The organism is Paenibacillus sp. FSL R7-0297, from assembly GCF_038009025.1.
In the GTDB taxonomy this organism is placed as follows: Bacteria; Bacillota; Bacilli; order Paenibacillales; family Paenibacillaceae; genus Paenibacillus_AQ.
This window is the reverse complement of record NZ_JBBPAQ010000001.1, coordinates 7,570,216-7,591,862: the sequence shown is the minus strand read 5'-3', so window position 1 is coordinate 7,591,862 and position 21,647 is coordinate 7,570,216. Positions and strand designations below refer to the sequence as shown.

The following is a 21,647-nucleotide window of genomic DNA, read 5'->3' as shown; positions in this document are numbered from 1 at the left end:
ATGAATATTAATGCAGCGTAAAATCAATCTCCTCCTGCTGCTCTTCAGTCTGCTGGGCGGCGGTGTGGCTTTTGTACTTGGCGAGCTGCTCCTGGACCGCAGGCCGTATGACCTGCCGCCGATTGTACTGGTTGGGATCTATTTTGCCCTTGCCGCGCTCTGTGTCTCGATAGGCAGCGTGGTTGCCGAGACGATCTCGCCCAAGCTGAATGGCCAGTCCTGGAAGCTCCGTTATCTCGGTACGTCATGGAAAATGCTTCCGCTGGCAGTGGTGCTGCTGTTTGGCATAGGTACGCTGACCGAGTTCGTGTATGAACTGAACTTTGGCGGCATCAAGCCAGTCAAGAATGTCGTCATGGTCATCGATGATTCCGGCAGCATGCTGGAGAGTGATCCTAACAACAGCCGTTACGAAGCAGCCAGAGCACTGGTGCAGCAGTTGGATGAAGATAACAAGGTGGCTGTGGTTACCTTCAGCCATGAGGCTTCCGTAGTCCAGCCGCTGATCTCGCTCTCCAAAGCGGAGAACCGGGAGAAGGTGTCGGAAGTTATCAGCAGCCTGCAGACTACCGAAGGCGGAACGAATATCAGCGGTGCCCTTACAGAAGCGATGAATGTGATTAATGAAGACGGGGCGGACCGCGGAGCGATGGTCATTCTGTTATCCGACGGCTTCAGCCAGTTTGATACGTCAACGGAGCTGAATGCATTTGTGGATCGCGGCATTGCGGTCAATACCATCGGGCTTGCCCTGGAGGATCCGTCCGGCTCCAATCTGCTGCAGGATATCGCCAGTGTGACTGGCGGCCAGTATTATGATGTTACAGATGCGAACCGGCTTGGCGAGGTATTCCAGCAGATCTATGACCGTCTGGGCGACCGGACCCTGCTCACCGAGCGTAGCGATAGGGCAGCAGATAGTCCTTATTATGCTGTAGTGAGGATTCTTGCGTTGATCCTGATTGGTACCGCACTGGGCCTCGGTCTTGGCATTATATTCGATAACCGCCATCTGGCCCGCAGCTTCAGCTTCGGAGGCGCATTATCCGGGCTCGCTGCCGGACTGATTCTCGAATTCGGTCTTAACGGGGATACGGTTACAGACCCGATGATCCGCCTGCTGGCACTGCTGGTGCTCGTTGCTATTCTTACATTGTTTACTTATGTAGTACCTGTAGGGGAAGGACGCCTGTCCCGCAAAGGGAGAGCCGCCGGAGCTGCGGTCACACCTGCGGACGGCTTCCCTCCGCCGCGCCGGAACCGCGGCAGTAAGGGGTTCTGAGTTTGATTTTCACCTAATGAAAGGAGCATGTTGCATGAGGTACGCCGAGGTTCATTCTGCAGCACCGGCTATTACAGAAGTCGTATCCAGAGTGGAAGACCGCTTCTGCACGCTGCGGTGGCGCTGGCCGGATGGCGTGCAGGCAGTATGTATTCATAAAGCCTCTGCGGAGGCGCCGGAGGATGAGGAACATCCGCCTTCCGGCATGAAGCTCTACACACGTGAAGAGTACAAAGCGAATAACGGCTACCGTGACCGGCTGGATGAGATCGGGCTGGTGGCGTATACCATCTATGCCCGGCTGGCCGGGAACGGGGAGACGCTGCTGGTGCGTCAGCGGGATGGTGCCAACAAGACACTGGTCAGCGCAGGCAAAGCGAGAATCTATTATTCCGTCCAGCACAAAAAAGGCCTGTTCAGCAAGCTGAAAACCGTGCAAATGACGATCACCGCTGAAGTGCCTGTACCAAAGGAAGTACTCTGCTACGTGAAGAAGCGGGACGGCCATCCGGCCTCCAGGGAGGACGGGGCGCTTTTCCCGTTCGTGCAGGATTTCGCCCCCGGACGAAATCAGCTTCCCCCGATTGAGGTCAGCAAAGACGACTTCATCCGTATCTTTTTCACGGACGGGCGCAAGTACGGTTTATATTACGAGCTGGTGCCGGAGTAACCGGGCCGGCAAGGTGTAAGAAATAACAGTTGGAGCACGGAGCTCAGCCTGATACGTCCAGATATGGAATAACTGTATTTCATACAATTAAAGTGGATGATTTCTGCCGCATCGGCTGTTTAATTGTATTTTGTACATCTATATCGCGGGGAATCCCTCTAATCATGCTCTCTGCTCCGGTATAGTTGCACGAACTGCAGCTATTCGGACGCAAGCGGGCGGAAACGGTAATATAGCTGTACAAAGTGCAGTTATATGCGCTCCAAGAACTGCGTACAGGCGGAATGCCGGGGAAGTGTAGTGTGTAGGCCGGAGAAATTAAGCGAGCGGACCATCTGAGCTCAGATATAGTAGCGAATTTGTGCGATACCCGTTTTGCGAGCAGCTCGTTCGCCTGAGCAGCTGTTGCGGCAAAACTTTAGGCTTAAACTTTCGAAGCCAGTTTTGTCAGCTGCTCATTCGCCTGAGCTCCTGCATCCAAACTTGGAGATTATGCTTTCGTAGCCAGTTTTGTCAGCCGCTCATTTACCTGAGCTGCCGGCCAAAACGTTGAGGAGGAAGAGAAATGTCTTTTTTTAGCCGCTTCATGAAGAAGAATCAGCCCCCGGCAAGGCCGCTGTATTATGATATCGTCTGCCCTTACTGCTTCTCGAGGTTCGAGCCGGAGGAAGTGGTATTCCGGGCCATGCACAGCCGTGAGGATGACGAGAATTATGCGCTGGGCGAAGATGATCTGCTGAATAAGTACCGTGAGCGCTTCGGCCTGGATACGGTAGACGATATGGAAGCGATTCTGAATCCGGCGGATATTCCGGAGGAGTATCATCATTATACGGACCATGTGCTGACCGGCATCACCGACCGCTATGGCGTGCTGACCCGCAGACGGCTATGTCCGTCCTGCCATAATGAGCTGCCTGTAACTGCCGGCAAGGTGCCGAGCAATATTATCTCGATTATCGGCGCTTCCCAGGTCGGGAAGTCGGTGTATATGACCTCGCTGATTCACACGCTGCAGCATACGACTGCGGGGCATTTTGACGCCGCCTGTATGCCGCTGAATGCCGAGATCAGCCGCAAATTCCGCACACTATACGAAGAGCCGCTGTTCGAGCGGGGAGATCTGCTCGCTTCTACCCAGAAGGAGAAGATGCAGGAGCCGTTCATTTTCCAGTTCGTATTCAAGGATGAATCCAAGCCTCCACTGACGCTGGTGTTCTTCGATGTTGCCGGTGAAGGGATGGTCGATCAGGACTATCTGGGCTTGCACGGCCAGCATATCAAGAACTCCGCAGGCATTCTGTTCATGGTCGATCCGCTGCAGATCCGCTCCATCCGCGAGAAAATCCGCATCAACTTCGGTGACCGTCCGGGCGAGTGGGTGTCGCAGTACGATGAGCCGCGCGATGTGGTGCTGACCATGTTCGGCGACTTCATCGCTTATCAGGAGAAGAGCAAGACCAATATTCCAACGGCCATTGTACTGGCCAAAAGCGACATGCTGCACTCACTCAAGGATGAAGACGGCGATTACATCAAGTCCAACAGCAACGTGTTCAATAACTATGTGCACCGCAACACGCTGAATCTGGACGAGTTCCACAACATTGACGGTGAAATCCGCCGCTTTATCGAGAAGGTCGACCGACCGTTCAAGGACACGATGGATGTGTACTTTGCCAACACCGGTTACTTCGCGGTATCTGCGCTGGGCAGCAATCCGGTCAATCAAAGGATAGAGGGTGTGGTCAGCCCGATCCGTGTGGACGAGCCGTTTATCTGGCTGCTGCACAAGCTGAATTATATTGAGGGGAGCGACGGGCCGTGAACAGATTTTCAGGGTCCATGATCACCCAGCAGATGTATACCCGCGAGCGCCGCGGCGTTTACCGGGCGACAGAGGGATTCGATACGGTAGCGAAATCGGAGAGTCTCGACAATAATTTTGTCAAAAAAATCCTTCACCCCTTCTGCCTCTACGATGCTCCGGCTGAGCTCGCGGCACGCGGTGAGAAGGAGGAGGAGCTGTATCCTGACGCGCTGCATCTGTTCCATACGGAGAGCAATGAGACAGTGATTGGCCTCAGCCGCTATCTGGCGGCGGATTTCACGGGGCAGCGGAGCGCTTTTTTTGCCCATAATTTCGTGGTGCCACCTATCCGCTCGGAGGAGATTGTGGAGGGGTACGGGGAATGGCTGCATGCCGGCTTTGCGCGGAGTTATGAAGGGGAGCCGGGCGGAACACTGCCTGAACTGGAGTCCATTCCAGCGGGGGGCCGTGAAGAGTCTGCAGACCCGCTGACCGTGCTTCGCAGCCTCGGGTTCACCGAAGAGCTGTTCAAAGCCCTACTGCAGGCGGTTATGCTGTCTGTAGCCGGCAAGAAGAAGATTTATGTGGCGCTGGATGTACCGATCAGTGAGTTGTCGCAGCGTGCGGTGGAGCTGACGGAGGTTCTCTATGCTGCATTGCCGCATGACTTCCGCCGCAGGCTGGGAGTGATCACTTATGCCAAAGAGCCGCAGAGCCGCAAATATATTCACCTGACCTTCGTAGAGAAGGGCTCGCTGCGCCCGGGGGACCGGAGTATTGAGAAGGATTATATTTTTGATCTGGCAGGCGCGCGGATTCTGAATGCCGATTTCGGGGAGTCCCGGCAGACGTATGCAGACCTGGCCTGGAAGACGCTGGGGCAAAAGGGCGGGAGTCTCAGAGACTTCGCCAGATTCGCCGACTCCCTGCTGCTTGGGGAGAGTGTGGACCGCAAGCTGTCGCTGGCACTCTACAATGAGCTGGCTGTCTTTTATGAGATTGAGCAAGGCGATGAAGATTTATATACAGGGAACAAGAATGCTGTGCTCGGCGGCCTGCTGTCCTATCTGAAGCCGGAGGGGGCGCTGGAATCCCGGGTGCGTCTGAATGATATGTTCCTGGAGCGGTTCGACCGGGAGTATGATCTGATCCGCAAAAAAGGGGTACCGGCGCCGGAGATTCTGGAGTGGTTCAAGGAGTATTATGCACTGCCTGGCCATAATTACCGGGTCAAAATTGTGGATTACTTCATCAACGGGATGCTGAACTGCCAGTCGGCGGGACGTGAGGATGCGCTTGCTGCCGCTTACGGTATTATTGAGGGCAACGATGAGCTTAGTGCGGCCTTCTTCAAAAGAGTGCTGGCCCAGCCTATATTCCGCAAAGCGCTGCTGGAGCCTTATATGGAATCCCGGCTGGCTGACGCGCCGAAATCGGCGGATATCCTGCGGTTCGTGGCGCATTGGGGCCGTTTCCTTCCGGAGGCGCTTCAGCAGGCTTTCGTGCGCGATACCGTCAAGGAGTATCTGCTGGAGAAGCTGCAGCGGGACAATGATCCGGTGGCGGCGGTGGCATCGGTTCATGAGTCGGTGCAGAAGGCGGAGAAAGAACGCCGCAGAGGCGGCGGTGTGCATCCTGAAGCGCTGTCACTGCTGCAGGAGCTGGGAACCGTTGCCGACCGCTTCCTGCTGAACCGGATTTCGCTGGACGAGCTGACGATTGAGCAGCTGCTGGAGATTTCCTTCCTGCGCTACCGGGATACGGCGGACTGGCAGCCGCCGCTGGATGCAATCGCTAAGCGTAAAGCGAATGCGCTGCGCGCTGCCTACCGCTGGTTCGGGGAGGAGAAGCCGGACGAGGAGATCTTTGCCGGGCTGTCTCCCCGGGAGCTGGATGATGTACAGCTGCTCGGAGGACGCTGGCTGAAGGAGCCGCGGAGCATCGAGCCGTTCGAACGGCTGCCGCTGGCCTTCTACCACAGCAGTGAACGTGAGGGCGGTCCGCTTGATTACGATGCGCTGCTGGAGCTGGTGGCGCGCAAAGCGGGCAATGATAAGGAAACGGTCTACCGTTTCCTGGCCTGGTCGCAGCATAACCGGCTGTTCACCATCTCGAGCAAGAAGCTGTGGCCGAATTACCGACGGGCGGTGCTGAAGTATTTCCTGAAGAACGACCGCGAGGCGTTCAAGAACCGCGATTTCCGCAAAAGCTATAGCTCGGCCGCAACGCCCGCCATGCAGAATGTCTACAATGAAGCCCGCTCCCAGCTGGCTTCGCCGCTGGCGCGGTGGGTCAGCCGCAGCCGATTTCAGATCCTGATCTCCGGCAGCGTGCTTGGGATCGTACTGATCATCGCCATCATCGCCATCAGTTGGCTGCGGCCGGATGCGGATACCGCTGCACCGCAGCCGACGGTGAGCCCGGTTCGGGGCGATATCAAGAATTCGGATGGGCAAGTTCAAGCCCCTGTCTCTGTACGGCTGGTTGGCAGCGGAGTGGCAGGTGCCGGGACGGGCACTGGGGCCGAAAACGGTGGAACAGAAGGTACCGGGAACGCTGGCGGGGGTGAAGGCGGCGGAACGGAAGGCGCCGGGAACGCAGGCGGGGGTGAAAGCGGCGGAACGGAAGGCACTGGGAATGCTGGCGGGGATGCAAGCAGCAGCGAGGAAGCAGGCGTCAAGCTGGTGTTCAGCTTTGCCGCTGTGGCGGACTGCTCCGCCTTCAACCCGGCGGAGATCATTGTGATGTCCGGTAATAACGTTGCGGACACTTACAAGGTTGTAGCAACTGAGAGCAGTTGCCTGGCCGCCGGAGTTGACGGCGGCACTGATGAGGGAACTGTGGGGACTGACGGCGGCGGGGATGCGGCCGCGGGAAATAGCGGCGGTACTGGTGGAGCGGGCGCCGGAGTTGACGGCGGTTCTGATGAGGGAGCCGTGGGGACTGACGGCGGGGGGGATGCGGCCGCGGGAAATAGCGGCGGCTCTGATGAAGCCGAGGCCTCCCCGGCAGCGGGTGCATCGGGCGCAGGAATCCCTGCGCGCGTATATGAAGTGACGGTGGAGCTGGAGCCTGGCGCGAAGCTGGCCGCGGATGATATGATCACCGCCGGAATCTATACGCTGAAGCTACAGGCACAGGCTAGTCCGGGGAGCATTCCGGGAAGTACCCCGAGCACTACTCCGGAGACTACACCCGGCACCGACCCCACTCCTTCCGCCAGCCCGGATACGGATGAGGAATGATTGAGTGAGAGCCTGAATTGGGCCAAGCCGGATGTAAGAGAAGTCCGGCATTTCATCAACGGTGCTGCCGCCAAAGTTGGCAGAGGGGTCATTGTATTTTATACACTCAAATCCGGAATAATCAGCCCTATTATGCGTTCTATTGTATTTGATGCATTAGATTCCGGATTTCTGAGCCTATAAGGGGTATATTCCACAATCAATTGTATGAAATACAGCAGAATGCCTTATCGCCGTCTTTTATTCCCATTCTGTTGTACATAATACAATCAACAAGCTTCTGGCTCTTGCCGGAAGCGGAAGAATCACTATTTAAGTCCTGAACAGCACGATATGCCGGGAGAATGCGGCAAGTGTTGTTCAGGCTTTTTTGTGCGGAAGGGGCAGGGTCTGCCTATAATTGAAGCAGCTTGTCTATAGACATACAGGGGAATAGTAGATATGATTGTTTGAGAATATTAAAATTTAATAAGCTTTGGAAAAAGGTGCGGATTTCCGTAGAAACAGGCGCTGTCATGCAACAGATAGCCATGCTGGTTCTACGAGAGTAATCTGCTTAAAAGGGAAGGCCGGTGTAAGTCCGGTGCGGTCCCGCCACTGTAAATGCGGAGCGACTCCTGAGAAGCCACTGTCTGATGATCGGATGGGAAGGCGGGGGAAGCAATGATGCGTAAGCCAGGAGACCTGCCTTTTTCGTTGTTGTTTCTATTCTTCGGGGGTAAGAATGCGGAACAGGTGCAAATATAAGCAGGGGCTGTGTGTAGGGAATCCTCATTTCAGCCGCATGTATTGTATCCTTCCCCGGCCGCCCTGTACAGGGCGGTCTTTATGTTGCACCCGCATCAGCGGAGGACGCAGGATTCATCTATACCATTCTATTCACAGAAAGAGGTCAAGCAATGAAGAACAATCTATCATCTAAGTTTATCCGGCTGGGTCTGATCGTTGTCATGATGTTCGCGGTTCTGGGGGCATCCGTGGCTCCGGCAGGACAGGCTTTTGCCCAGAGTGATACCGCATCAGCCCAGTTAAGCTTGAATGCCGCGAATACAGCCTCAGCTCAACCGGCAGGCACAGCAGTTAATGTAGCTGAGGCAGTCTATGCCACTTCGGAGTTTGTGCTGAAGGCCGGAGTCCAGTCCGACTGGCAGGCCATCGGCCTTGCGCAGGCGGGCTACAAGGTTCCGGATAGTTATTTAAAGGCGCTTGAGAGTAAAGTAGCCGCAGCCAAGGGTGTTTACGCCAGAGCTACGGAATATGCGCGGATTACGCTTGCGGTAAGGGCGCTTGGCGGGAATCCGGCAGATGTCGCCGGCTACAACCTGATTGAGAAGCTCTACAATAACGATAAAATTACCGGCCAGACGCTGAACAACGCAGCCTACGTACTGCTGGCGCTTGATTCCGGAACTTATACTATGCCTGACAATGCCAAATGGACGCCGGCGAAACTGCTGGCTGAGATCCTGTCCAAACAGAATACTGACGGAGGCTTCACCCTGACTACGGGGGCTAGTGATCCGGACATGACAGCGATGGTGCTTACGGTGCTGGCAGGACATAAGGATGATCCGGCAGCCAATACCGCGGGTCAGCGGGCGGCAGCCTGGCTGGCGACTGCACAGGACAAGAACGGCGGCTATGGTGACAGCAGCGAGAGTGTCGCTCAAGCCATTATTGGCCTGTCTTCCTTTGGGATTGACCCGGCAGGAGCGGAGTATACCGCAAACAATGTGAACCTTGTCAGTAAGCTCCTTAGCTTCAGTGCAGCAGGCGGCGGGTTCGCTCATACAGCGGGCGGAAGCTACAATCAGCTCTCGACAGAGCAGGCGCTGGAAGCATTGGTAGCTTACAAGCTTTTCAGCACAGGCAGCAAGCTCTATGATCTTAGCAATTCACCTGTGAAAAGTCCTCAGGTTAGTGTGTCTGTTGCCATTGAGGGCCCTAATGGAACCCTGGCAGAAGGCACTGTATATGCTGGAAATGTACTTCAAGCCCTGGAGAAGGCAGCGGCGGCGAAGAAGGTGGCCCTGGTCAATGAAGCGGGTAATTATGTGACGGGAATTGGCGGCGTGACTGCAGGTGCTTTTGGCGGCTATGACGGATGGATGTATGTTGTAGCGCGTGGTGGAGCATGGATTTATCCAAGTGTAGGCATGGGTGATTTCCTTCTTGCGGAGAATGACCGCGTGCTTGTCTATTATGGCGGGGATAACACACAGGTGGTAGCGTCCGTGACGGTCTCCCCTGCACAGCCGCAGCCTGGACAAGATATTACTGTAAAAGTAACTCAAAAGCAGTGGGTATGGAATGAAGCGACCTTCACTTCCGACCCGGTATCCTCAGCAGCCGCAGGGGTTCAGGTATCTATCGGCGGTAAAACTGCTGTTACGGATGCTGCGGGTTCAGCTGTTGTTGCCGGCGGCCTGCCAGCGAATAAATATACAATTACCGTTACCGGATATCTCAAGGACAGCACACCTGCGGTAGTCCGCTATTCGCAGCCGCTGACCGTGGCTTCTGCTGCGGCTAACCGTGTTGCTTTTACCGATGTGAAGTCAATCTCGCCTTGGGCGCTGGAGTCCGTGTATACGGCCTATGACCGCAAGCTGATGGACGGCGTCAGTGAGAGCAGCCTCGTGTTCGCACCGAAGCAGAATATTACCCGCGCTGAATTTGCGGCACTGCTGCTGAGATTGACTGGAAATGAGCCGTCTGCGGCATCGTCAACCCAGAGTTTCAGTGATGTTAAGGCGGATGCGTGGTATTATGGAGCAGTGAACAAAGCGAAGGAACTGGGAATGGTCAGCGGAGTAACAGGCACAGCCTTCAAACCGGACGGCCCCGTTACCCGCCAGGATATGGCTGTAATGATCGTGAGAGCCTTGAAGCTGGACGAAGCTTCGGCAGCAGCAGGAACCGGGAAATTCACCGATGAAGACCAGATCAGCGCCTATGCATTAACGGCGGTACGTACTGTAACCGGACTTGGAATTATGAGCGGTACCGGCGGCGAATTCGCTCCTGCCACTGCTGTAACCAGAGAAATGGCCGCTGCTGTAGCGGTTAGATTGCCTTAGGTGAGCTTTGAAGGATGATGGGTTACACCAGCTATTCTACTTTTAGACGCATCTTCAGATATGCCTTGATCCTGCGCACATGTAGAGAAAAATGCTATATATGCTGAGCTTAAGCTATGAATATAATGCTTAGTCTTCACCACAGTTTAATTTGATTTTCAAGGCTGCTGGCGCAAGAATTTCACGATTTCAACCCGCTTTTGAGGTGTGAGTTCGATTGCCTGTTAGAAATCATGCCCATAATACAACATTTCCATCACGATCCCGGCTATATTCGAAAATTGTTGTACGAAAGGCAGCATTCCTCTTCCGACAAGGGGTGTAGCGGGATAATTCTTGTATTTCATACAATAATCTGCCCGAACCCTTTAGGGATTAGGAAGCTAAGTTGTATTATCTGCAAGATTTTGCATGAAGCAGTCTAAAGCGAAAGTGCGGGCGGGATATACAAGTGGATAAATGCCACTTAATTCCCGGTGAATCTCCCGATATGGCGGCGTAGTTGGAAAAACAACACTTAATCTCGCTTGAATTAGTGAATGACCCCGCTAGGGGCAGAATTAAGTGCCATTAATCCAACTAGAATCGGCAGTGAAGTCCGTATAACATAAATAAGTGCCGAAAATCCAGTTACTGTTCCGGTGGTGGGATATTTTGCGGAGTTTCGCTAGGGAAGGCGAGGCTACTGCACCTAGTTAATTAAGCTAGAGCAAATGATGCTGATGAAGCTACAGCAGGTGAAACTGAGAGTATGGTGCCAGCCAGTATTCAAAGAGGTTGATTGCTGATAGAGAAGCTCCTGCAGGTTGCGGGACGGATGCTCAGCGGCCAAGGGGCTGGCTGACGGTGCTTTGCCCAGGATTAGTTTGTTTCATGTCACACTAAGAAATCATAAGGTGTTTGAACGGAACGGGGAACAGGCTGACTGCCCCCGTTCTTTTCCCTTTTGTGGAGGTGCTCGAGGAAATGTTCAGTCTATTGAAATCAAGAAGGTCGAGGCTCTATCCGCTGCTCCTGCTCCTGTTTGTCCTGCTGCTCGCCGGCTGCTCCAAGGCGCAGCCGGATTACGCAGGCGGCGGGCCTGTGCCGCCCGCCAGTTCCCAGGCCGCGCAGACGCCGCGGCCTGAGGGCACTGCCATACCCTCCGCCCCGGCGGACGGCATGGCAGCTTCCAGCTCCGGCGCAGCGCCAGCCGGAGCCGCCCCCGGCGTAACGGAGCAAGCTCCCGTTACGCAAGCCCCGGTGCCGGCTGCAACCGCGCCGGCGCCCGGCCACACCGGTGCCGCCGCGCCAGCCCCGGCGGCTACCGGCAGTGCCGCCGCGCCAGCCCCGGCGGCCACGGGCAGTGCCGCCGCACAATCCCCGGCGGCCACCAGCAAGCCAGCCGCGCCAGCCCCGGCGGCCACCGCCAAGCCAGCCGCACCAGCCCCGGCGGCTACTGCCACGCCAGCCGCGCCAGCCCCGGCGGCTACCGCCACGCCGGTGAATACGGTGACTCTCTCCATTACTGGAGATGAGGAGCACGGCGTTATTCTGGCCCCGGCGGCTTATGAAATAGAGAAGAATGAGACTGCGCTGGAACTGCTGCGGCGGATTACCCGCCAGCACAAGATCCAGATGGAATATCAGGGCAGCAAAACCTTTGCCTATGTGGAGGGTATTGATAATCTGTACGAATATGATCACGGGGCAGAGAGCGGCTGGATGTATAAGGTGAACGGAGAATTTCCGTCCAAGGCTTCCGGCAGCTGGATTATGAAGCCCGGAGATACGGTTGAGTGGCTGTATACGCTTGATCTTGGCAAGGATATCGGGGCAGCGGCGCCATGAACAGCGGCTTCGGGTCCATGCATCCTGCTGTAGCCCTGCTGTATTATGCCGGGCTGCTGCTGTTCGCCCTGCTGGGGCTTCATCCGTTGTTTCTGGTCACGGAAATAGCAGGTCTGCTGGCGTTGCTGCTGCTGCAGGGCCAGGGGAAGGCGCTGCTGCGCGGTCTGCCTTTTATGCTCCTGATGGCGGTATCGGTTGCAGTGCTGAATCCGCTGTTCTCGCACAGGGGGGCGCATATCCTCTTCTACTGGCTGGACCAGCCGATTACGCTGGAGGCTGTGCTGTACGGACTTATAATGATGACCGTACTGCTGACAATCTTCATCTGGTTCATGTCATACAATTACACGGTAACGACAGATAAATTCATGTACCTGTTCGCCGCAGCTGCGCCCAGAACGGCATTACTTACACTGATGGCGCTCCGGTTCGTCCCCTTATTCCAGCGGCGGCTGCGCCAGATTACCCTGATCCAGCGCCTGCGCGGGGTGGATGTCCGCACAGGAAGCCTGCGCAAGCGGATGCAAGACGGCATGACGCTGCTGAAGGTGCTGCTCACCTGGTCGCTGGAGGAAGCGCTGCAGACCGGAGATTCCATGACGGCCCGCGGCTACGGGGTTGCCAAACGCAGCACGTACAGTATATACAAGCCGGATCGGCAGGATAAGCTGCTTCTGCTGGTACTGATAGTCAGTGGAATGATTGTACTGTTCTTGTGGCTGCAGGGCTACGGTACGCTGGAGATTTATCCCCGGATGAGGAGTATGGATTTGAGCTGGCAGGATGCCGTGATGTACGGCAGCTTCTGTTTGTTCGTCCTGCTCCCTGCAGGTCTTGAAGGAAAGGAGAAATGGTTATGGAGATCCTCAAAGCGGAACAAGTATCCTTCCGCTATCCTGAAGAAGACAGAGACTCGCTCCATGAGCTCTCGTTCACAATAGAAGAAGGCGAATTCGTAGTGCTCTGCGGTCCGTCAGGCGGCGGCAAAACGACACTGCTGCGCCATCTGAAACGCGAGCTTGCCCCGGTAGGCATGTTCAGCGGAAGCCTGACATTTAAAGGGCAGCCCCTGCCCGATCTTCCGGCAGCCGTTGCCGCAGGGGAGATCGGAATGGTCTTCCAGAACCCGGATGCGCAGATCGTGATGGATACCGTCTGGCATGAGCTGGCCTTCTCTATGGAGAATCTGGGGATACCGCCTGCAGTGATGCGTACCCGGCTGGCTGAGATCTGTGGATTATTCGGGCTGGAGCCGCTGCTCTACCAATCCGTGCATGAGCTGTCCGGCGGGCAAAAGCAGCTGCTCAATCTGGCCTCGGTGCTGCTGCTTCAGCCCAAGGTGCTGCTGCTGGATGAGCCGACCTCACAGCTTGACCCTGTAGCTGCCCGGGAATTCATTATGGCGCTGCAGCGGCTGAACGAGGAAATGTCAGTGACGGTAATCATCAGCGAACACCGGCTGGAGGAGGTGCTGCCGTTGGCCGACCGTGTGCTGATGCTGGAGGGCGGCAGGCTGGTGGCAGATGCAGGTCCGCGTGCTTTCGCCCAGCTTGCCGGAGGTGCGGAATTCGCCTCGCGTCAGGCTTATCTGCCGGCAGCTTCGCGGCTATATCTGGCGCTGTCAACGGAAGCGGAGACAGCCGCGCCGGAGAATATCCCGCTGACTGTGCGCGAGGGCAAACGCTGGCTGTATTCTCTGACTGCTGGAGCGGGAGTGAATGCCGCTAATCCCAGCGTAAATACAGCGGCTATAGCTGCACCAGGAGTATCCGGTACAGTCGCCGGTGACATTGTGCCTGCTTATTCCGGCGCAGACCCCGCTGTACACTCTTCAGGACCATCTGTTAACGTCTCCCGCGAACGGTCTAAACTAGCTCCGGATACTGGCACTCCCTACAATTCAGCCGCTGCTCCCGTTACTTATCCACCTGGAGCCTTCGGCCCGGGCGGGCCGGATTCACCCGTGAACCTTCCTGCATCCTCCGCAGAAATTCTGCTCAGCTGCCGGGAGCTTACCTTCCGCTACGACAAGGAAGGCCGGGAGGTGCTGAGGAAGCTCTCACTAACGCTGAAGCGGGGAGAGCTTCTGGCGGTTATGGGCGGGAACGGTGCCGGGAAGTCGACCCTGCTGCATGTACTGAGCGGCCTGATGAAGCCGCAGCGCGGCAAGGCCGAGCTGTCCAAGGGGAGTACAACCGGGCTTCTGGCCCAGAATCCGCTGCTCTATTTCAGCTATGATACTGTGGCCGAGGAACTGCAGCATATGGCGCAGTATGCCGGGGTATCCCTGGAAGAAGCCGGGCGGGAAATAGATGCCCTGCTGGAAGTCTTCCGGCTCCGCGAGGTACTGCAGAGCCATCCGCATGATCTCAGCGGCGGGCAGCAGCAGCAGACCGCGCTTGCTATGATGATGCTGCTGAAGCCGGATATCCTGCTGCTGGATGAGCCGACTAAAGGGCTTGACCCGGCAGCCAAAGACAGGCTGGCTGCTCTGCTCCAGCAACTGCGCGGGCAGGGGGCCAGTATTCTGATCGTAACGCATGATGTGGAGTTTGCCGCTAAATATGCTTCCCGCTGTGCGCTGCTGTTTGACGGCAGCATAACAGCGGAAGGGGCGCCGGCAGAGTTCTTCAGCAGTAATTACTTCTATACTACGACAGTCAACCGTATGGTCCGGGACTTACTGCCGCAGGCATTGACGATAGAGGATGTGATTCAAACATGGTCCGGTTCCGCGCACCCCTGCTGATTGCTCTGGGATTATTTGTGGCTGGCCTTGCGCTAACAGCGGCGCTGAAAGACCATCATTATATACTGCTCAGCCTGGTGCTGCTGCTGGCGGCGCTGCTGCCGATGTTTCTCCGTCTGGAGCGCCGCCAGCTGGCATCCCGAGAACTGGTACTGCTGGCCGTATTATCTGCTATTGCTGCGGTCAGCCGGATTCCTTTTGCCGCATTGCCAAGTGTCAAGCCCGTGTCTGCCGTTGTCATTCTGTCCGCTTATGTCTTCGGGGCAGAGGCAGGGTTCGTCATCGGTGCAGTGGCGGCGCTGGTCTCGAATATCTACTTCGGCCAGGGCCCCTGGACACCATGGCAGATGTTCGCCTGGGGGATGACCGGACTTACGGCGGGCTGGCTGCGCAATACCTGGTGGATGAAGAACCGGACCGGGCTGCTGATCTTCGGTTTTATCTGGGGATTCCTGTTCGGCTGGATTATGAATCTCTGGGTTATTCTCAGTCTTCCGGATGCGTTCAGCTGGGGGCTTGTGGCAGCGACCTATGGAGCCAGCTTTTATTTTGACCTGGCCCATGCTATATCCAATGTCTTCTTTCTGGCTATTCTGGCTGGAGGATGGACTAAAGTGCTGAAGAGATTTCGCAAGAAGTATGGACTGCTTCAAGAGTGAAAAGATGTTTATAGGTCTTTGTTCATATAAAACGATAATATTTTTCATTTTTCGACATTTTTTTCAACGTATTATCAACATTTTGGCCTAATTCTCCGATAAATACAGTACAGCAAGATATCGAGAAGGCGGGATTATAAGAAATGAGACATCTGAAGATTAAGCATAAAATGACTTTGCTGATTGCAGTGATTGTAGTGTTACTTATAGGCATTGGGACGACAGGCATTATGACCACCAGCAGGATGGCGGACAGGTCCCGGGAGACCTACGAACAGAATTTGCTGCCGATTTATCTCATTACCGAGATCCGCGGGAATAACCGGGCAATCGAATCTTTTCTGCTGGAGGATCTCATTACCAGGGATGCTGCCAAGAGTCAGGAGCTTAAGGCGGCTATTGAAACGAATATCACTACGAACAATGAACTTATAGAACAGCTCAAGACGGTTGAGTTCAGCAATGACAAAATCGCGGCTAATATCAACGAATATCTGCTTCTCCTGCCGGACTACCGCTCCCAGCGTGATAATATCATCCATCTTGCCGATAATAGTCTGAATGATGAAGGTTATCAGGTTTTCTCGGGTGGAGCATTCAGTGAATCGCGCCGGACGATGGTTAAACTGCTGGAGGATACTGCAGCTCTGTTTGTAGAGGATGCATCCGCGCATAATGAGGACACTGTAGCAAGTGCCAAGAGCTCCATCACTTTAAGCGGCATTCTGATTACCGTTGCCTGGGTTCTGAGTATTGTGATCAGCATCATGATTACCCGGTTGATTACGAAACCGCTTAAGGAACTGCAGCAGCTGATGAAGCGCGCAGAGGATGGGGATTTGACTGCCGCCGCCTCCTATCAGTCGAAGGATGAAATCGGCCAGATTAACACTTCGTTTAATACAATGCTGGAAGGTCTCCAGAATATGATGCGAGGAGTTTCCGAGAGTGCCGAGATTCTGTCGGCTTCCTCAGAGGAGATGAGCGCCAGTGCAGAACAGACGGCGCATGCTTCCCAGATGATCGCCGAGACCTCAAGTGAAATCGCTGCCGGATTCGATGTGCAGGCCGAGAGCATCGCACGTACCGCCCGGTCTGTCCGGACGATGACGTATGATATTACCGAGGCCCGGCACAGCGGCAATGAAATGAACGGTCTGATGGCACAGGCTGCCTCATCAACGGACCGGGGTGCCGAAGCGGTTGAACGGATTCTGATCCAAATGCGGGAGATTGACTCCAGTGTATCGGCAAGCCAGAGTATTGTCGGAAGTCTGGGCAGTCTGTCCGAAGAGATTAACACGATCATCACAACCATTAATGACATTGCTACCCAGACTAATCTGCTGTCACTGAATGCCTCTATTGAAGCGGCCAGAGCGGGAGAACATGGGCGGGGCTTTGCTGTGGTAGCGGGTGAAATCCGCAAGCTTGCAGAAGCTACCGGAAGAAGCTCGCTGCAGATTACGGAGATTATTACCCATATCCGCAAGCAGACTGAAAGTGCAGTGGAATCCATGGAGCTGGGCTCCGGGATTGTCTCCCATGGCGTAGCGCAGAGCGAAGTGGTCTCCGCCGCATTTACTGAGATACAGACCTCTATTCAAGCAGCCAGCGAGCAGATGGAATTGATTACGGAGGTTATCGGACATGTCGCCCAGGAATCGGAGGGCGTAACCCAGGCGATGGCCCAGGTGGATGAAATCTCGCGTAAAGGCGCCGGTGATGTTCAGGATACAAGCGCAGCGAGTGAGCAGCAGCTAACCGCTATGGGGGAGATGTCTTCCTCTGCCCAGTACCTCGCCACATTGGCCGAGGATCTGCAGAAGCATCTGGCCCGGTTCAAGCTATAGGAAGTACTGAAGCCTTGTTCGGCAAATGATAGCAGAGAGTTTCCTGTTATCTGCAGCTGAACAAGGCTTTTTTTGAATGATTAAGGTCATCCGGCCTTACAACAGCAAGCAGTTTCCTGCAACATACGGCTTACTGCTCGCGTCTTAAATGTTACTGGGAGAGTAGCTCCGGGGTATTGCTAAGGAAAAGGAAGGGCGCCTTGAGCGCGATTCCACAATTCCAGATTCATTCTGGGTTATAAACCCGAATTCAAGGAGGCGATTCACAGGATGAGAACCCCAATATTCAAGCTGGCAATAGTTCCGGCATTAATGATTACACTTATTGCCTGCAGTGCAGAGCAGGACGGAAATAACGCCGTTGTCCAAGAGCCGGGGAACAGCACGGCTGGCGCGGGTACACCAACCGATCCTGCCCCAATGGCTGAAACCGTCAAATCTGCCGAACCAACCCGGGAAGCAGCCGGGCCTGAATTGACGCCGGGAGAGATCGTGCAATATGAGAATATATCGATTTCAGACTGGTTGGACGAAGATACGGTTGTAGTGTCTAAGGAGAACGACAAGTTTGGCACAATGAGTCTGGTGGAGCTGGCTGGGTCTTTGCCCAAAAGCCTGTATTTCTACCACCTGGATACAGAGGAATACGAATTGATCAAGGAACAGGAAAATGTGTTTCTGGGTGACGCTGCCTTGTCGTCCGATAACAGGTATCTGCTATACAGCGAATTCTCCTTAGGTGATCCTTCCTACCATGTGATGGATCTAGGCTCCAAGAAAACATTCAGCATCACGGGCGATGATATTGCAGGAGCTAAGAGCGCCCGGTGGGCTGAAGATGATACCGTTATAGGAGCTGCATACAGCGGCGGTGCCTTTACAGCAAGTACTTCCGGCAAGATCGCTGCTGTGGAGGGACTAGGCGGCGAAGGATTGATTGTTGTCCGGCAAATCCAAGATAAGATTTATTACACTACCAATAGCAATGAATCCTTGCAAACGCTGGATCTGAATACAAAGCAAAAGGCGGATCTGAAAATTGGCCGTATCGGCAACGTAATCCCTTCACCGGAAGGAGATCAATTGCTGATCCTGCAATATCAAGAATCTGGCCAAACGCTTCTCCTCACTGATACAGACGGGGGGAATCAGAAAATAATCGTGGAAGGCGCGGAGCTTGGCGGTATCTCCTGGTCGCCGGACCAGCGGATGATTGCCTACAGCATGTCAGCTGACGGGAACGGTACGGCCTCTGCTGCTCTCTATGTCTATGACCTGGAATCAGGTAAGCCTGCCAAGGTTGCAGACGATACAGGGAACCTGACGACCTCCTGGAGCCCTTCGGGCAAGCAACTGGCATATACCGAGTGGAGCGGGGATGAGAGCAGCAGCAGTGTGGTTCAGTTGAAGTATTAGATATTTTTAGCTTTCGGACTTGAAGGGACAATACAAGATGGAAGTGACGGTGGGAAGTTCAAACCTTCACCGCAGTTACGACCACATCAATATTGATTCATGTACTGCACCAAAAAAGCGGCCCGTCCCGGAACATACCGGAGACGGACCGCTTTTATTATGCTGCGTGGAAGGGGCGTTCCCGCCCCTCATAAAGTTTAAGAGTACCAGCCCCACACGAAGATGAACAGGGTTCCGAAGATGGTAACCAGACCCACGAACAGTGCATAGGCGATGTTGATGTACAGCTCTTTCTTGGAGTCGGCCGATTCCCCGATGTGCATGAATACAAACAGCTGCAGAGAGGCCTGGATAAGCGCTGTAATCAGCAGCACGGCCATATTGGCCCCGGAGGAGAGATCTCCGTAGATGACAATCAGCGCAGCGGCAGAAAGGACCAGAGAGGCCAGATAACCCATCACATGGCGAATTGGGAACAGTTGCTTCATCATGTCACATCAGTCCTTTCAGGTAGACGAAGCTGAAGATAAAGATCCAGACAACATCCAGGAAATGCCAGAACAAGGAGAAGATAAAAGCTTTGTTGGCGGTGGCCGGTGTGATGCCGTGGCGCCACAGCTGAATCATGATTCCCGCTCCCCACAGGAAGCCGAAGCTGACGTGGGCACCATGCGTTCCGAGCAGTACGAACAGACTGGAGAGGAAACCGCTGGTTTGCAGTGTCGCACCCTCATGCACGTAAGTGAAGAACTCATCGATTTCAATACCGATAAAGCCGAGGCCCATAAGCAGCGTAAGGGCCATGAAGACCATCATCGCTTTCTTATAACCATGCCGCATGGCATGGATAGCCAGACCTATTGTGAATGAGCTCGACAGCAGCAGGAAGGTTTCAACCAGCACAGGGCCGATTTCAAATAGCTCGCTGCCGCTCGGGCCGCTGGCGAAACGGTTGACCATTACGAAATATACAGTAAACAATGTAGCGAAGAGAGGGATTTCAGCTCCGAGAAAGACCCAGAAGCCGAAGATCTTGTTACTGTTCTCTTCCGTTGAATATTCGAGCGGCTTGGATGCATCTATTTTCATACAATCTCACCCCGCTTCAATTTCTTTTCTGTAGCGATAACCTCTTCAGCCGAAATATAGTAGCCGTGGTCACGGTCGAAGGACATGAAGGCCAGCATGACAATGACACCGATACCCGAGAGGATAGCCGGAATCCATAGGCTGAATACCAGGGCGAATCCCAGGATGAAGAAGATTACGCCCAGAATGAATGGCTTGCCGGTATTGCTAGGCATATGGATCTTGGTTATTTTTGTGTCATCATAGAGCGGAATATTGTCCTGCTTCGCGGACCACAAGGCATCGCGGGTCTGCACAGTAGGTACAATGGCGAAGTTGTAGATCGGCATCGGGCTATGTGTAGCCCATTCAAGTGTCCGTCCATCCCATGGATCACTTGTTGTGTCTCTAGGCATATAACGTGTGCTCCAGTAAATATTGTAGACCAGCAGCAGGAATCCGATAGCCAGGCCGACTGCCCCTACGAAGGACAGCATATTAAGCGGACCGAAGCCTGATTCCTCGGAATAGGTATACGTCCGGCGTGTCATTCCCATCAGACCCAGGAAGAACAGCGGGAAGAAGGTTACGTTGAAAGAAATCACGATCCACCAGAAGGAATGCTTACCGAGCCGTTCGTTCAGGCGGAAGCCGAACACTTTAGGGAACCAGTAATGGAATCCGGCGATGACGGCGAACACGGCACCCGGAATGAGCACATAGTGGAAATGCGCCACAAGGAACATCGTGTTGTGATACTGGTAATCGGCACTGGCCATTGCGAGCATGACACCCGTTACCCCGCCGATGGTGAAAATCGGAATAAAGGCGAGCGTATAAAGCATTGGCGTTGTGAAGGTAATCCTGCCTTTTCGCAGGGTGAACAGCCAGTTGAATATTTTAACCCCTGTAGGTACGGCAATGGCCATTGTGGTAATCGAGAAGAAGCTGTTGACCATGGCGCCTTGACCCATCGTATAGAAATGGTGAGCCCATACGAGGAAGGACAGGAGCGAGATAATCAGCATACTGAATACCATGGAGGTATATCCGTACAGGTTCTTTTTGGAGAAGGTCGCAATAATTTCGCTATAAATACCGAAGGCCGGCAGAATAACGATATAGACCTCCGGATGACCCCATACCCAGAACAGATTGGCCCAGAGCATATCCATCCCGCCGTTGGCCATCGTGAAGAACTGGGAGCCGAACAGGCGGTCGAACATCATCAGCGCAAGCGCAACAGTAAGTACCGGGAAGGCGAAGACGATAATGACGTTGGTGATGAGTACGGACCAGGTGAACATCGGCATCTTCATCAGCTTCATGCCCGGTGCACGCATTTTGAGAATCGTTACAATAAAGTTGACCCCTGTAATCAGCGTCCCGATACCGGAAATCTGCAGGGCCAGGGAGTAGTAGTTGTTACCGACTGTCGGGCTGAATTCAAGACTCGCCAGCGGGAAGTAGGCTGACCATCCGGCATCCGGCGATCCGCCGATAACGAAGGAAATGTTCAGCAGCATGGCCCCCATGAAGAAGAGCCAGAAGCTGACGGCGTTAAGCCGCGGGAACGCGACGTCACGCGCGCCGATCTGCAGCGGTATGATCACATTCATCAGACCGATGATGAACGGCATGGCCATGAACAGGATCATGATTAGACCATGCGTGGTAAATACCTCATTGTAATGCTGCGCATCGAGGAATTTCATTTCCGGCGCGGCCGTCTGCAGACGCATCATCATCGCGTCCACACCGCCGCGGAACAGCATGAGCAGCGCCGCGAGGATATACATGACACCGATTTTTTTGTGATCTACAGTAGTAAGCCATTCACGCCAGAGGTATCCCCATTTCTTGAAATAGGTAAGCCCGACGAGAATCCCGATGGTGGCAAGTGCGATGCTGACCATGGCTCCGTATATCAAGGGTTCGCCGTGAACCTTAAATTTGTCTAAATCCATTAGGGTGGCTCCTTTCAG

Annotated in this window: 14 protein-coding genes and 1 riboswitch; of the genes, 11 read left to right on the top strand and 3 right to left on the bottom strand. The window is 54.5% G+C overall.

Annotated features, from left to right (window positions below):
- Positions 1-10 precede the first annotated feature (10 nt).
- The 11 genes from MKZ24_RS32900 (at position 11) to MKZ24_RS32850 (ending at position 18,594) form a co-directional block, all read left to right on the top strand.
- Positions 11-1,282: a vWA domain-containing protein gene (locus MKZ24_RS32900; protein ID WP_340790012.1), complete on the top strand. Its 1,272-nt coding sequence runs from the start codon at positions 11-13 to the stop codon at positions 1,280-1,282.
- Between the two features lie 34 nt (positions 1,283-1,316).
- Positions 1,317-1,952 (top strand): beta-mannanase, encoded by a 636-nt coding sequence (locus MKZ24_RS32895; protein ID WP_340790010.1) that lies wholly within the window; start codon positions 1,317-1,319, stop codon positions 1,950-1,952.
- Between the two features lie 565 nt (positions 1,953-2,517).
- Complete coding sequence (locus MKZ24_RS32890) at positions 2,518-3,780, top strand: hypothetical protein (protein ID WP_042232790.1); 1,263 nt, start codon at positions 2,518-2,520, stop codon at positions 3,778-3,780.
- Entirely contained in the window at positions 3,777-7,007 is a 3,231-nt protein-coding gene (locus MKZ24_RS32885) for a GAP1-N2 domain-containing protein (RefSeq protein ID WP_340790008.1), read from the top strand. Before MKZ24_RS32890 ends, MKZ24_RS32885 begins: the two co-directional genes overlap by 4 nt.
- A gap of 517 nt (positions 7,008-7,524) precedes the next feature.
- A riboswitch (cobalamin riboswitch) is annotated at positions 7,525-7,713 on the top strand.
- 193 nt (positions 7,714-7,906) lie between these two features.
- Positions 7,907-10,087: an S-layer homology domain-containing protein gene (locus MKZ24_RS32880; protein WP_340790007.1), complete on the top strand. Its 2,181-nt coding sequence runs from the start codon at positions 7,907-7,909 to the stop codon at positions 10,085-10,087.
- 966 nt (positions 10,088-11,053) lie between these two features.
- Entirely contained in the window at positions 11,054-11,917 is an 864-nt protein-coding gene (locus MKZ24_RS32875) for a DUF4430 domain-containing protein (RefSeq protein WP_340790005.1), read from the top strand.
- On the top strand, positions 11,914-12,858 hold the full coding sequence (locus MKZ24_RS32870; RefSeq protein ID WP_052415988.1) for an energy-coupling factor transporter transmembrane component T: 945 nt from the start codon (positions 11,914-11,916) through the stop codon (positions 12,856-12,858). The genes MKZ24_RS32875 and MKZ24_RS32870 overlap by 4 nt, the downstream gene beginning before the upstream one ends.
- The gene (locus MKZ24_RS32865) at positions 12,774-14,666 is read left to right on the top strand and encodes an ABC transporter ATP-binding protein (protein WP_340790003.1); all 1,893 of its coding nucleotides are present in this window, start codon (positions 12,774-12,776) and stop codon (positions 14,664-14,666) included. Before MKZ24_RS32870 ends, MKZ24_RS32865 begins: the two co-directional genes overlap by 85 nt.
- The gene (locus tag MKZ24_RS32860) at positions 14,639-15,325 is read left to right on the top strand and encodes an ECF transporter S component (RefSeq protein ID WP_042232800.1); all 687 of its coding nucleotides are present in this window, start codon (positions 14,639-14,641) and stop codon (positions 15,323-15,325) included. The genes MKZ24_RS32865 and MKZ24_RS32860 overlap by 28 nt, the downstream gene beginning before the upstream one ends.
- Positions 15,326-15,468: 143 nt before the next feature.
- Positions 15,469-17,178, top strand: a complete 1,710-nt coding sequence (locus MKZ24_RS32855) for a methyl-accepting chemotaxis protein (RefSeq protein ID WP_042232804.1) — start codon at positions 15,469-15,471, stop codon at positions 17,176-17,178.
- A gap of 270 nt (positions 17,179-17,448) precedes the next feature.
- Positions 17,449-18,594 carry a hypothetical protein gene (locus MKZ24_RS32850; protein ID WP_340789999.1) on the top strand — a complete coding sequence of 382 codons (1,146 nt, stop codon included), beginning with the start codon at positions 17,449-17,451 and terminating at the stop codon, positions 18,592-18,594.
- Positions 18,595-18,791: 197 nt separating this feature from the next.
- Here MKZ24_RS32850 and qoxD read toward each other — a convergent pair whose 3' ends face one another.
- From qoxD to qoxB, 3 genes are read right to left on the bottom strand one after another with little or no spacing between them, the layout of a single operon-like run.
- Positions 18,792-19,085 carry a cytochrome aa3 quinol oxidase subunit IV gene (gene qoxD / locus MKZ24_RS32845; protein ID WP_039302907.1) on the bottom strand — a complete coding sequence of 98 codons (294 nt, stop codon included), beginning with the start codon at positions 19,083-19,085 and terminating at the stop codon, positions 18,792-18,794.
- 1 nt (position 19,086) lies between these two features.
- Entirely contained in the window at positions 19,087-19,683 is a 597-nt protein-coding gene (gene qoxC, locus MKZ24_RS32840; RefSeq protein WP_340789995.1) for a cytochrome aa3 quinol oxidase subunit III, read from the bottom strand.
- A complete protein-coding gene (gene qoxB, locus MKZ24_RS32835) occupies positions 19,680-21,629 on the bottom strand; it encodes a cytochrome aa3 quinol oxidase subunit I (RefSeq protein WP_042232811.1) in 1,950 nt (649 codons plus the stop codon). The genes qoxC and qoxB overlap by 4 nt, the downstream gene beginning before the upstream one ends.
- Positions 21,630-21,647: the final 18 nt, after the last annotated feature.